This window comes from Neolewinella xylanilytica, from assembly GCF_002934605.1.
GTDB classification, from domain to species: domain Bacteria; phylum Bacteroidota; class Bacteroidia; order Chitinophagales; family Saprospiraceae; genus Neolewinella; species Neolewinella xylanilytica.
Genome location: NZ_PTJC01000006.1, coordinates 1,127,735 through 1,140,982, shown reverse-complemented (window position 1 = coordinate 1,140,982; position 13,248 = coordinate 1,127,735). Strand labels below are relative to the sequence as shown.

Annotated in this window: 11 protein-coding genes and 1 pseudogene; 7 read left to right on the top strand and 5 right to left on the bottom strand. The window is 58.8% G+C overall.

Features of this window, described 5'->3' with window-relative positions; all coding sequences use genetic code 11:
* Positions 1-47: 47 nt before the first annotated feature.
* From CLV84_RS14050 to CLV84_RS14040, 3 genes and pseudogenes are all read left to right on the top strand, one after another.
* Positions 48-890 (top strand): BadF/BadG/BcrA/BcrD ATPase family protein, encoded by an 843-nt coding sequence (locus CLV84_RS14050; RefSeq protein ID WP_104420415.1) that lies wholly within the window; start codon positions 48-50, stop codon positions 888-890.
* Between the two features lie 3 nt (positions 891-893).
* Positions 894-1,880, top strand: coding sequence for a 6-phosphofructokinase (pfkA, locus tag CLV84_RS14045; protein WP_104420414.1), 987 nt, complete (start codon positions 894-896; stop codon positions 1,878-1,880).
* Positions 1,881-2,092: 212 nt separating this feature from the next.
* Positions 2,093-3,007 (top strand): annotated as a pseudogene (locus CLV84_RS14040) (hypothetical protein); the annotation flags it as partial.
* A 257-nt stretch (positions 3,008-3,264) separates the two neighbouring features.
* Here the strand turns inward: CLV84_RS14040 and CLV84_RS14035 are convergent.
* On the bottom strand, positions 3,265-6,063 hold the full coding sequence (locus tag CLV84_RS14035; protein WP_104420412.1) for a PD-(D/E)XK nuclease family protein: 2,799 nt from the start codon (positions 6,061-6,063) through the stop codon (positions 3,265-3,267).
* Positions 6,060-6,440, bottom strand: a complete 381-nt coding sequence (locus CLV84_RS14030; RefSeq protein ID WP_104420411.1) for an START-like domain-containing protein — start codon at positions 6,438-6,440, stop codon at positions 6,060-6,062. Before CLV84_RS14030 ends, CLV84_RS14035 begins: the two co-directional genes overlap by 4 nt.
* 195 nt (positions 6,441-6,635) lie before the next feature.
* Here CLV84_RS14030 and CLV84_RS14025 point away from each other — a divergent pair, with 195 nt between their 5' ends.
* Both CLV84_RS14025 and CLV84_RS14020 read left to right on the top strand, forming a co-directional pair.
* Positions 6,636-7,505, top strand: coding sequence for a sigma-70 family RNA polymerase sigma factor (locus CLV84_RS14025; RefSeq protein WP_099104997.1), 870 nt, complete (start codon positions 6,636-6,638; stop codon positions 7,503-7,505).
* 70 nt (positions 7,506-7,575) lie between these two features.
* Positions 7,576-8,142 carry a TrmH family RNA methyltransferase gene (locus CLV84_RS14020; RefSeq protein WP_245911517.1) on the top strand — a complete coding sequence of 189 codons (567 nt, stop codon included), beginning with the start codon at positions 7,576-7,578 and terminating at the stop codon, positions 8,140-8,142.
* On the opposite strand, the gene CLV84_RS14015 is transcribed toward CLV84_RS14020, so the two are convergent.
* Positions 8,137-8,880: a hypothetical protein gene (locus CLV84_RS14015; RefSeq protein ID WP_104420410.1), complete on the bottom strand. Its 744-nt coding sequence runs from the start codon at positions 8,878-8,880 to the stop codon at positions 8,137-8,139. The genes CLV84_RS14020 and CLV84_RS14015 overlap by 6 nt on opposite strands.
* 166 nt (positions 8,881-9,046) lie before the next feature.
* Between CLV84_RS14015 and CLV84_RS14010 the strand changes: the two genes are divergently transcribed.
* Together CLV84_RS14010 and CLV84_RS14005 are read left to right on the top strand one after the other, a co-directional pair.
* A complete protein-coding gene (locus tag CLV84_RS14010; RefSeq protein WP_104420409.1) occupies positions 9,047-9,472 on the top strand; it encodes a VOC family protein in 426 nt (141 codons plus the stop codon).
* A gap of 61 nt (positions 9,473-9,533) precedes the next feature.
* Positions 9,534-10,772, top strand: a complete 1,239-nt coding sequence (locus tag CLV84_RS14005) for a hypothetical protein (protein ID WP_104420408.1) — start codon at positions 9,534-9,536, stop codon at positions 10,770-10,772.
* Here CLV84_RS14005 and CLV84_RS14000 read toward each other — a convergent pair whose 3' ends face one another.
* On the bottom strand, positions 10,773-11,948 hold the full coding sequence (locus CLV84_RS14000; protein WP_104420407.1) for an AIR synthase related protein: 1,176 nt from the start codon (positions 11,946-11,948) through the stop codon (positions 10,773-10,775). It abuts the gene before it with no gap.
* 410 nt (positions 11,949-12,358) lie between these two features.
* Positions 12,359-13,225 (bottom strand): cation diffusion facilitator family transporter, encoded by an 867-nt coding sequence (locus tag CLV84_RS13995; protein WP_104420406.1) that lies wholly within the window; start codon positions 13,223-13,225, stop codon positions 12,359-12,361.
* Between the last annotated feature and the right edge of the window lie 23 nt (positions 13,226-13,248).

The window sequence follows — 13,248 nt, the reverse complement described above, 5'->3', positions numbered from 1 at the left end:
CTTAGTGTTAATTTTACACTACCTTCGTACGCTTAATAGTCGATATCATGATACTTGTAGCGGATTCCGGTTCTACTAAAGCGGACTGGGTATTGTTGCCTGAGAAGGGGGAAAAGCTTTACGTCAGTACGCGGGGATTCAATCCCGTGGTGCACCCCGTGGATCTCCTGCAGAACGAAGTACAAAAGCTGTCGCAGGATCTGCTACCTAAAGTGCACATCGACGAAGTCCACTACTACGGTGCCGGCTGCTGGGATTTCCGCCGCAAGAAGGTGATCGCTGACTGCATCAATAACTCCTGGCCGGATGCCAAGGTGGAGGTCATGCACGACTTACTTGGAGCAGCCCGGGCAACGTGTGGCAACGAGCCGGGGATTTCCTGCATCCTGGGTACGGGGAGCAACACGTGTCTGTACGACGGCAAGGAGGTGACGGATAACGTGACCAACCTCGGTTTCATGCTCGGTGACGAAGGCAGCGGCTCCCACCTCGGCAAGGCTTTTTTGCGGGCCTATTTTTATCGGGAGCTCGACGACGAGTTGAACGAGGCCTTCGAAAATTACACTACCGCCGACCGTATGACGGTGATCAACAACGTCTACGAATCGGACATGCCTAACACCTACCTGGCCGGCTTCACCCGCTTTATGGGCGAGCATCCCCATCATCCGCTGATCCAGAAAATCGTCTTTACCAGTTTCGCCGAATTTTTGGACCGCCACGTGCGCAAATACCGGGGCCACCTCGAGCTTCCCGTGCATTTTATCGGTAGTATTGCCTTCCATTTTAAAAGCATTCTCCTGGCCGCGCTGCACGAACGCGATCTGACCGCCGGCCGTTTCATTCACAAACCCATTGAGGCACTCGCCGACTACCACTCTCCCCGTTAGCCCATGAACAGACAGGATATCCGACGTATCGCCGTATTTACCTCCGGAGGTGACGCCCCCGGCATGAATGCCGCCCTCCGGGCCGTGGTGCGGACTGCCGCCTGGAATAAATTACACGTCTACGGTATCGAGCGTGGCTTTGAGGGCATGATCGATGGTCACTTTCAGCGGTTGGAGCGCCGCGACGTGGCTAACATCATTCAGCGGGGCGGAACGATGCTGCGCACTGCCCGTTCGATGCGCTTTATGTCCACCGAGGGCCGTCAGGCAGCCTATGAACATCTAAAGGCTTACGACATCGACGCTTGCATCGCTATCGGTGGCAACGGAACTTTTACCGGGGCCAAGATATTCAGCGAGGAATTCAACATCCCTTTCATCGGCATTCCCGGCACCATTGATAATGACCTTTACGGCACTGACTATACGATTGGCTTCGATACCGCGGTGAATACCGCTATTGATGCCGTAGACAAAATTCGCGATACGGCCGACAGCCACAACCGCCTGTTTTTCGTGGAGGTGATGGGACGTAACTCGGGATACATCGCCCTGTACACCGCGATCGGATCCGGAGCCAGCAGCGTGCTGATCCCGGAGGCGGAAACGAACCTGGAAGATCTTAAGTCGGTACTCCGCAAAAACAAGGCCCGCGGCAAGCTCTTCAGCGTGGTGATCGTTGCCGAAGGCCACCCTATGGGTGGGGCAACCGGTATCGCGGAAAAGATCCAGCACGAACTAGCCAGCATGGAACCCAAGGTGACGGTCATCGGCCACCTGCAGCGGGGCGGTTCGCCAACGGCCGCCGACCGCCTCCTGGCCAGTCGGCTCGGACATGCGGCCGTGGAGGTCCTGTTAGCCGGCCAGGAAAACGTAGCGGTCGGTATCGTAAACGGGCAGGTTACCACCTACCCCTTCGACGACGCCATTACCAAGGAGAAAGTTCCGCAGGAGGAGCTAATCCGGATGGCCAGCATTCTGGCTATTTAGGCACACGAAGCCGGGTGCTTGGAATCAAGCGGTGCAGCCAGCAAATTCGATTGTATACCCTGCTGGAAAGGGTAACCCCTACGGTGGCCCATCCCGCCCCGCCCGGAAGGTCGGCGTGGTATCGGTGCCCACACTTAACATGCAGTTTACAACCGGTTGCGAACTTGCACCGCTTTATCACCTTCCACCACCGTCTTTCAGCTCCCTAACGAATGGATGTATCCTTGATCATTATGTGGACCGGCTTCATATTGGCCGGCTACGCCGTTGTAGGAAACGACTCCATTCAGACGCTGGGCACCTTTCTTTCCTCCAACGAAGACAAGAAGTGGTACGTCCTCTGGGCCTTCGCCGGGTCAATCCTGGCCGTGACCCTTCTGTACGGGTGGAGTGAGTACGACGGAGACGTCAGTTACGGTCGCCTCGAATCCTACGCTTACGTCGAGGACATGGGTTGGCCCTACCTGCTGCCCCCGCTGGTACTGATGCTGCTCACCCGCACCGGTATTCCGGTGTCGACCTCCTTTCTTATTCTCACCTTCTTCAAACCGGCGGGGCTTTTCGACATGACGATGAAGTCCATCCTCGGCTACGCCCTGGCGTTCTGCGCGGCTATTATCGTCTGGCAGTTGGTGACCCGGTGGCTCGATAAGCGGTTCATCAATACGGAGATGAGTCAGAGCAGCCTGCGCACCTGGACAATCCTCCAGTGGGCTTCGACCGGCTTCCTATGGGGGCAGTGGCTCATCCAGGATTTCGCGAATATTTTCGTCTACCTCCCGCGCTCCCTGCACCTGTCAGAGATCATCATCTCCCTGGTGATTTTGCTGACCATGCTGGCCATCATATTCTACAGCAAAGGCGGCAACATCCAGAAGATCGTTAAGGCAAAAACGAACACCACCGATATCCGGTCGGCCACCTTTATCGACTTCTTCTACGGGATCATCCTGTTGTTCTTCAAAGAATTCAGCAACGTCCCGATGTCGACCACCTGGGTTTTTCTCGGCTTGCTCGCGGGACGGGAAATCGCCATCCGCTACCGGCTCGAACTCGACGAAGAGCCCACGGATCGCGGGCGAGCTCCGGTCGCCTACTATCTGGGCATGACGCTGAACGTGGTCCTCCTGATCCTTATCGGCTATGTCGTGTACCTGCGGGATGCGGTAGACAATCTGGTCATCATCATCATGGCGGTGGCCATGGTCGCCCGGGCCGCGGTAGCCTACTACGAAACCGCCCCCGGCAAGAAAACCCTTGGCGCGGCCTTCCGGAATATTTTCAGCGACCTCGGCAAGGTCACTTTCGGCCTGCTGGTGAGCATCGCCCTGGTATACGTGATGCGGTACCTCACCACCGGAACCTTCATGGAGATCACGGGCGGCTAGCGGATCAGGCCGATCAAGCTTTTGTAATCGTCGAACGGAGAGGTGTCGTCTTTCATGACGAGCAGGCTATCGTGCGGTAAGTCGACGTAGTGATCCTCAAGGAACGGTACGGTTTCCGTACACCGAATCTCCAACTGTCCACCGGCAAACTGTTCCCAGCGCCAGTCGTAAGTCCGGCGGATCTTCGCCAGCGTACTTTCCTGGATCACCGTGAAATCATCCTCCGTAGGCACCGTATCCGCCCCTTCGAAAGCTAGTTCGTTGCGACAGAGCATGCGCGCGTCCCGCAAGATATAGTAGGCCGTATGCACCCGTTCGCTGCCCGTCTGCCGGAGAAACTCCGCGTAGAGGGCCAGTTGAATGTCGCCGCCGTTGCGCAGTAGGTTCCGGAAGACGGTCTTGCCCCGCCACTTCAGGTCTACCACCACCGCTTCGGTTTGGCCGTTTCGCGTACGCTCGAGCACGAGATCGGCCCGCCCCTGTACCGTTTGCCCGCCCATGGGGGTTAGCTCCCCACCGATCTTTTCTTCGGATCCGCGGATGTGCCAGCCGTTCCGCTGAATGTAGTTCACCAGTGTCCACGCCGATTTTTTCATCGTGATCAGGAATTGGACCCTTTCGGGCTCCTGTCCGTATTCCAGGAGTACGGCCCCCTGCTGGCGAAGGAGGCGGGTAGCGTTTTCGTCGATCCACCGTTCCACGTCCTCCCGGTCCCACGAGCGTTGGTCGCCGCTGATCTCCTGCAGCAATTCATCGATGAAAAGGTGGCTGAGGTTTCCGCGCAACCGGTTCTCGTTGGCAATCGAGAGAATGGGCGTAGACTTCAGTTTCAGTTGGTGCTTAAAGATCCACTTGTGCGGATAGTAGAGCAGATCGTCCATCGACGACGGCGTTTCCGCTTCGCGGGCCTGCAACGCCCTTGGCCGCGACAGGTGAAGCAGGGGCACCGGGCGGGCAAGTTCACGAATGGCTACCGGGGCGAAGCGGGGCAGCTGCAGTTGGGAGAACAGATCTTCCCGTCGGCCTCCCTCGTCGATGCTTACCGTAATATGCTGCAGGCTCTCCGCGGTAACGGCAGCCTCCAGGTCACCCATTAGCGGGTGGCTCTCCGTTCCCGTGCCGTCTACCCGCTGCGGAATGCACAGGATCAGCTGCTCCGTGGTGTGCATCACCGGACGAAGATTTTCCCAGTGCCGTAGCCGGTTGCGCTGTTCCGGACTAAAGAGGGAACAACTCTTTCCGTTCAAATAGTCCAGCTCGGGCGGGTAGTAACGGCTAAAAAAGTAGGTCGGATCGGTTTCCACGAAGTCCCACCAAACCAACCGCCTTAAGACATCCTGACTGTTGGGAGCGATTCGGCTGACCGCGGCCGGGGCGAAAGTGACGGCCAGCGCGCCCTGCTCCGGAGGCTGAAACTGGGTCGGGGCGGGTTGGTAGATGGTCCGGACGAGGCGCTCTACCTCCAGATAGGTGAGCTCACTCTCCGGTTGGGCGTCCAGCAGCTCGGTGGCCCGTTCGGCCTGGGCGGAAAGGACGAGCAGTCCCGTCTGCTCCTTATCCTCGTCAAAGGCCTCCAGCGCCCAGTTGCGAAGAAAGACGAATAAACTACGGACGTCACTCTTCGGCACGCGCCCGTCCCGTGGGTACCGGCGTCTACGGAACCAGAATTCGTATTGCTCCCGCGCGCGGCGCAATCTGGCAGCCGGAAACCGGCGCGCTTCCATGTCGCGGAAAGCTTCTTCCACGGTGAAGTTCCAGCGGTTACCGAACAGACCGGGGGTGTCGGCGAGATACACGGCAATGCGCTGGCCCAGCCGCCGTTCGAGTGGCTTGTTGACCAGGCTCACGAATTCCATGATGCGCTCCACCTCCACGGGCTCCCACAGGAAGGCGGTAACCAACTTAAGTACTTGCAGGCTCGGCCGGGCCAGACTGGTGGAGGGGACGCCCATACTCGGCAGTCCTTCCATGATCATGGCATTGTCGAGGGTCTGATTGCGGACGGTCATCAGTACTCCCGGGCGCCACTCGGGGTTGTCGCGTACGGTGCGCGCCAGGTAGGCGGCGAGGTGCGTTTCGCGTTCGGCCCGCAGCAGGATCAGGCTGCCGTCGCCCCGGAGCTCCATGGGCTCGGCGTCGGCCTCCCCGGTCTGGGAGCGGACAAGGCGGCGCTGCCAACGCTGGAGATCCGTGGATTCGGCGGTCTGGGGCGCTTCGGGGCCGTATTCGATCGGGTCTCCCGCCGCTTCCAGTGCGGACAGTAAGCGACTTACACCGCCCGGCAAGAGTTGGCGGGGCTCGTGCACGATTACCCGCAGGGGCGGATGGTTACGGCTCCGTAGTGCGGTAAGAAGTCGGTTAAGGCGGTCGGCCAGACCGGGTAGCAGGGGCAGCTCCCGGTCGGGATCGAGGACCAGGACCTCTAATTCGTGCAATACCGCGATCCGCTCCGGCGTATCCGGTTCGGGTGGACGGCGGAGATCGTAGCCGTGTTCGAGCAGCTCGTCGCGGCGCGACAGCAGTTCCTCGGCCGTGGCGATGCTATCGGCCTGAAACGCGGCGGCGTAAAAGGGAAGCGGTCGGTCGGCGTCTTCGAGGCGCTGTTGCAGTACCTGCCGGTATTGCTCGCTACGGAGGGCATCCCGGTTGGCGGGACTGCGGCTGAGCGCGTAGTACTTTTCGAGGTACTGCAGGAGGCCCGGATAGTCCAGGAAGTGTTCGTCCGTGGACGCGGCGGCCGGCAGGGGCAGTAGCGGACCGTTGAAGCTCAGGCCCAGGTATACGGTTACCATCATCCGCCCATTTCCGCCCGCATACGCGTCAGCTGGGTTTCCCAGAGTGCCTTCTGATCTTCCACTTCGTCGTCGTCGGCGAAATCCGTAACGTAAACGATGGTTTCACCGGTTACCGGGCTTTTCGTGATGTTGAATTCTAGGTACTCGTCTTCGTCGTCGGCATCTTCCCAGGCAAAGCGGACCATATCGCCTTCGCTGTCCTCGATGAGCTCGGCCGCCTCGGGCGAACCGCTCCAAACAAATGTATAGGTACTGTCGTTTATGTCAACTTCATCGCAAAACCAGCGGGTCAGGCAGGCCGGATCGGTCAGAAACTGGTAGACAATACCCGGCGAGGCACGAAAAATGAACTCGGAGGTAAACTTAACACGTTCCATATCAGGGGCTTGGGAGAATGGGTAGCGGGCAAATAAGGTAATTAAACCGAGACTACCAAAAGTTTATGCCCCCCCAACCTATTGTTTCTTTGTATTGTTAACTACACGTTATGCCCTAGTGAGCCCATAGGGTATTGATTTACTAGCATTTATCCCGTAATTTTGCGGCCAATTTCAGAAAACGTCCCCCTCTAGATGAGACAGCTTAAGATAACGAAGTCGATAACGAACCGCGAGAGTCAGTCGCTTGAAAAGTACCTGCAAGAGATAGGTAAAGTAGACCTGCTGACGCCGGAGGAAGAAGTCGACCTCGCCAAGCGCATTAAGCAGGGAGACCAGATCGCCCTTGAGAAGCTCACCAAAGCCAACCTTCGTTTCGTCGTCTCCGTCGCCAAGCAGTACCAAAACCAGGGCCTGAGTCTCTCCGACCTCATCAACGAAGGCAACCTGGGCTTGATCAAGGCCGCCCAGCGCTTCGACGAAACCCGTGGTTTCAAATTCATCTCCTATGCGGTCTGGTGGATCCGCCAGTCTATCCTGCAGGCCCTCGCCGAGCAGAGCCGGATCGTCCGCCTGCCCCTCAACAAGGTAGGTAGCCTCAACAAGATCAACAAAGCCTTCAGCCAGCTGGAGCAAACCTTCGAGCGCGAGCCGAGTAGCGAAGAACTCGCCGAGCAGTTGGAAATCAACGCCGACGAGGTCGAAACCACCCTTGGGGTCGCCGCCCGCCACGTCAGCATGGACGCCCCCTTCGTCGAAGGTGAAGACAACAGCCTGCTCGACGTACTGGCCAATACCGCTACGCCCGGTACCGACTCCGCCCTGGAATACAAAGAATCCCTTCGCCGCGAGATCGACCGCAGCCTCGGTACCCTCACCGAGCGGCAGTGTGACGTCATCAAGCTCTATTACGGCATCGGCGTCGAGCACCCGATGAGCCTGGAAGACATCGGCGAGAAGTTTGGCCTTACGCGCGAACGGGTTCGCCAGATCAAGGATAAGGCCATCAATAAGCTGCGGGGAGCTAACCGTAGCAAGCTGCTGAAGAACTACTTAGGTAACTAGTCTTTCAGTTTTTTCATTCGTTAGTAGGGCCTCTCCGATGAATCGGGGAGGCCCTATTACCTTTGCGGTCATGATGGACAGCCGTCGCAAACGGAGCATGGAAGAACTGGGGCGCCTATCGCCGCGAGAATTCGCCGACGCGAAGAAAACGCCCCTCTGTTTGATTCTCGATGACATCCGTTCCGCCAACAACGTAGGGAGCCTCTTTCGCACGGCCGACGGCTTCGCGCTACAGCACCTTCACCTCTGCGGCATCACCGCTACCCCACCCCACCGCGATATTCTCAAGACGGCACTGGGGGCGACCGCTTCGGTTTCCTGGTCGTATCACGCGGACTGCGTACAGTTGGTAAAGGAATTGATGGGCGCCGGCGCGCAGGTGCAATGCCTCGAACAAACGCACGCCAGCACATCGCTCCATGCTTTCCGGGTCACGGATCCTCTCCCCCTTTACCTGGTGGTGGGCAATGAGGTGAAGGGCGTAAGCCAGAATATCATCGATGCGGCTACCGGAACCATCGAGATCCAGCAGTACGGTACCAAGCACAGCCTCAACGTCGCCGTGAGTGCGGGTATGGCGGTATGGGAGTTGAGTCGGCAGCTGCGGTCGGGGTCACCGGAAAAAACGCCTCTATAGGGCTATTCCGAAAAGGATGCCCAGCTGCCGGGCGCGCAGGTCGGGGAAATGCCGGCTACGGGAATCCTGTTGGTCGGGAGGTACAGCGCGGACGGTATCGGACGTACTCCAGTCGTAGTTCAGCTCCAGATACCAACGGTAATCCGGCCGATCCTTGGCGATAAACCCGATACCGGTACTCAGGATATTCGTGATCGGCGAATTTAGCCTGGCCTCCGGCATCAGGGCGGGTTCCGGTCGGTTGTCGTAGACGCGGTAGTTTTCGTTTCGGGTATGCAGGGGTATCAGCCAGGCGGTGCCCGTCCGCAGATAAAGCGCGCCCGGCCCCACACCAAGTACCTCGGCGCGGATGTCCAGGGGAACCTCCAAATGCAGATCGGAATATTCGAGCCGGTTGAACCAGTCGATCTCATCTGGGAACGTATTGGGCGGAAAATTCTGGCGGAGGTAGCGATCGTAGGTACTGGCCAGGCGGAAACTTCGGTTTCCCAGTCCCAGACCTCCGCCCGCACTGAGCCAAGGACTGAGGTGCTTCCTGGCCATCAGCCGAACCGCCAGACTTCTCGTGTTTTCCGCGGTGGTGTATTCGCTTCCCGTCCGGATATCTGCGAAGGCTAGGGACACGCGGCTGTCAAGGAATAGCCAGGGCGGCGCTTCGGCCCGGGGGCTGGGGTTCGACTGGGCCGGAAGGGAAAGGGAGGCCGTAATCAGGGCCAGCGTTAGTATACGGAACAGCATGGGTGGGGGTTTAGGCGATCTTAAGTTCAGGGAATGAATCGTACCGCGCAACTTTTTATCACTTCCTTAAAGGTGCATCCCCTCCCGACCGTAGGCCGTATTCGCTTCCAAATTTTCAGTAGCTTTCGGCCGTCATATTTCGACCGACTCGCTAAATTCCCCGCATATGCAACCCTTTCACCTGGCCGCCCCCGTTGACGACCTCGAAGCTGCCCGCAACTTTTACGGTACCGTTTTGGGTTGCCCAGAGGGGCGTACCGATACCGAATGGATCGACTTTGATCTCTTTGGCCACCAACTGGTCGCCCACTTAGCCCCGAAAAAGCAAGAACCCGACCACCGCAACGAGGTAGACGGGAAGCACGTCCCGGTCCCCCACTTCGGCGTGGTCCTCGAGTGGGAGCAGTTCGAGGCCTTCGCCGAACGCCTGCGGGGTCACGGCGTCAAATTCGAAATCGAGCCCTACGTACGCTTCGTGGGCCTGCCCGGCGAGCAGTACACCATGTTCTTCTATGACCCGGCGGGGAATGCGCTGGAGTTTAAGGCCTTTAAGGATATCTCACGGCTGTTCGCGAAGCAGTTGAACGGGTAGCGGAATTGGCGGCTAGAAGGGCATCGCCTAACTTGGATGGCAACACCGACCCCAACAGAGGATGCCCTGGATCCGAAATACCACTTATGCCTTCTTTACCCTCTTATTACTTCCTCTACCCTTCGTGGTGGGCGACCTCCTCAGCGGCGTTCGGTCGTACTATAACCGGCTGTACGAGCCCCTGGTCAATTTGGTTTCCCGACACCTCCTCGGTACGGGCGAGATAATTCGCTACGCGGACAGCGGTAGCGGCGACGGACTGTACAACTGGCTCTACTTTCTCACGCTCATCCTGATGGCCGCCGTGGCGGGTGGCTTGATCACGGCCATCTGGAAGGACCGGCCCCGCCGTTCGGGCTGGCCGCGGTGGATCCTATGCTTCCTGGCGTTCGCGCTATCGTATTACCTGCTGATCTATGGCTTCGCCAAGCTGTTTCGCTTACAGTTCGTCCGTCCTCCGCTGATGGCGCTTTACGAAACGTACGGGCGGTCGTCGCCGATGCATCTGCTTTGGACTTTCATGGGCTATTCTCGCCCTTACGTGATCTTCACCGGCCTGGTGGAAGTTCTGGCCGGTGTCCTGCTGCTTCCCCGCCGCACCCGGACCGCCGGAGCTCTTTTGACGCTGGGCATCATGGTGCACGTGCTGATGCTTAACCTCAGCTACGATGTACCGGTAAAGCTATTCAGTGCACAGCTTATCCTGTATGCCCTGGTGATTATTTGGCAAGATCGCGCGCGACTGTGGCAGTTCATGGCCAATCGCCCGATTGCCGCCGGCTCCTTGCGGGGTCCGCTGCGCTCAAATAGGGGCAATGCGGTCCTTTCGGCGGCGAAATACGTGAGCGTGGCCGTCCTTACGCTGCTTACGGTCGGGGCCAGCGTGGCAGTCATGAAAGGTTTCCGGGGGCAATCGCCGCTGTACGGAGTATACGAGGTGACCGAAATGTACGCGAACGACCGGCTCATCCCGCCCTTGGTCACCGATACCCGGCACTGGCGACGCATCATTTTCGACCGACCCCGATACGCCGCGGTCACCCATCTGGATAATACCATCCAGCATTATACCTGTGACATTGACACCATGCGCCAGCATCTGCAATTACTCCATCCCGGTACCGGTGAGCTGTATATGGCCTTACACTACGAAGCGACCGAACAGGGACTGAAACTCACGGGTCGAACGACTTACGAAACCGTTACCATTCAAACGAAAACCGTGGACCTCGCAGGTTTCGGCATAAACCGAGGGCTGCACTGGGTCAACGAGGTCCCCTACAATCGCTACCAGTACTAATTAGTCCGTGTAGGTTTCCACGCGCTCCGGGGTAGTGACCCGCACTTCGGCCCGCTCGCCCCGCTCGACGTGCCCGATGACCTTGGCGTCAATACCGAAGGAGCCGGCAATATCGATGACCGTCTGTGCGTCGCGTTCCCCGACGTAGGCCTCCAGGCGGTGGCCCATGTTGAAGACCTGGTACATTTCCCGCCAGTCGGTGCCGCTTTCGTTCCGGATCAGGTCGAAGAGCGGCGGTACGGGGAAGAGCTTATCCTTGATGATGCGTACGTCTTTGTCGATGAACTTGATCACCTTGGTCTGGGCACCACCGGTGCAGTGAATCAGGCCGCTCAGCCCGGGGCCGATCTCGGCTAACAGCCGTTTCAGGACGGGCAGGTAAGTCCGGGTCGGGCTCAGCACGAGCTTGCCGACGGTGGTTTCCTGTCCCTCCACGGTAATCGTTTCGGTGAGGGAGCGACTGCCGGTGTAGACCACTTCCCGCGGCACCTCCGGATCGAAGCTTTCGGGGTATTTATCTGCGTAGTCCTTATGGAATACGTCGTGGCGCGCACTGGTGAGGCCGTTGCTGCCCATGCCACCGTTGTAGGCATCCTCGTAGGTGGCCTGTCCGTAGCTGGCCAGCCCCACGATCACGTTGCCGGGCCGGATGTCGTTGACGATCACTTCGTCGCGGCGCAGGCGGGCGAAGGTGGTGTAGCCTACGTCGATGGTCCGGACGATGTCGCCTACGTCGGCGGTTTCTCCGCCGGTAAGGTGAAGGCCGACACCGTGCGCGGCCATCCGGTCCTTGAACTTCTCCGCTCCCTGGATGATGGTTTTCAGCACCTCTCCTGGAATCCGGTTCTTATTCCGGCCGATGGTGGAGGAGATCAGGATATTATCGACGGCGCCGACGCAGCCCATATCGTCCAGGTTCATCACCAGGCTATCCTGCACGATACCTTCCCACACGCTGAGATCACCCGTTTCTCGCCAGTACAGATAGGCCAGGCTGGTCTTCGTTCCCGCCGTGTCGGCGTGCATCACGTTGCACCAGGCATCGTCACCCCCAACCACGTCGGGCAGGACCTTACAGAAGGCCCGCGGGTAGAGGCCCTTATCGAGGCCTTCGATCGCCTCGTGTACTTCGGATTTGGTGGCGCTCACGCCCCGCTGCTCGTATTTACTGGACATGCGGCAAAGGTAGTCAATGGGGGCGGGCTTACGGACCGACTGCTACCCATCTTCTCTTCGACCCGGACACCACGAGGCCCTGACGGACACTCGCGCGTCCTACTGATTTTCCCGGGTCGTAGCGTTCTCAGTACCTCGGTGTGTGGCCGTTGAACGTAGATGACCTGCGAGCGACCGGTTTCCCCGGCAGTCTTTTCTCCCGCGCTCCGGCGCCATAAAAGTCCTTTGGTATCCAACGGATCCGCATCGCTCCAGACGCCCGCAGGTCCTGACGGTCTCCGCCGTAAGTGGTGAGCAGCGGACCCCGGAGCGTGACCGTAGAAAGTAAGCGACCTGCGAGCGTCCGGTATGCCCGGCAGACTAATTTCCTGCGCCCCGTCGCAAAAAACGGCGTGCTTAAGGTGGATCGCTTATGCCGGTTCGATATGGATCAACACCTGCCCGAGCTGGGGAAGCGCGCGGCGCAGTTCGTCCTGGAGCCGGTGGGCAATATCGTGGCCCTGGCGTACGGTGAGCTCCCCCCGCACGTGGGCGTGCAGGTCGATGTGGTACCGCATGCCGGACTTGCGGACGTAGCACTTTTCGGTGTCTTCGATCCCGTCTACCCCGCTGGCAATCAAGCGAATTTCCTCGATCAGATCATCGTGAACGTGCTCGTCCATGATTTCCCCGAGGGCCGGCCGGAAGATGAGGTAGGCATTGTACAAGATGAAGGCCGAAGCGAGAAGCGCGGCCCAATCGTCGGCGTTCTCATAACCGGGGCCGCCGATCAGCGCGGTGGTAATGCCGACGAAGGCCGTAACGGAAGTGATCGCGTCGCTCCGGTGGTGCCAGGCATCCGCCTGCAGGGAAGAGCTCCCGCTTTCCTTCCCTCTCCTCATTACGTACCGAAACGACATTTCTTTCCAGAGAATGATGGCCCCGAGTACGTACAGGGTCCAGTACTTGGGCACCCGGTGGGGCGTCTGGATGTTTTCGATGCTCTCAAAGGCGATAACGGTGGCGGAGAATACCAAAAAAGCCACCACCATAAACGTAATCAGGGGCTCGATCTTACCGTGGCCATAGGGATGGTTCTCGTCGGCCGGTCTGCTAGCGTAGCGAAGGCCGAGCAATACCAGGATGGAGCTAAAAATGTCGGTGGTGGACTCAATGGCATCCGCAATCAGGGCGTAGGAATTGCCGAAGACGCCGGCCAGCCCCTTGATCAGCGCCAGGGCAGTATTGCCGGCAATGCTGAAATACGTGGTCCGAATGGCCATCTGCTCGTTGTCCATACCACGAAAGTACGCCACGTCAG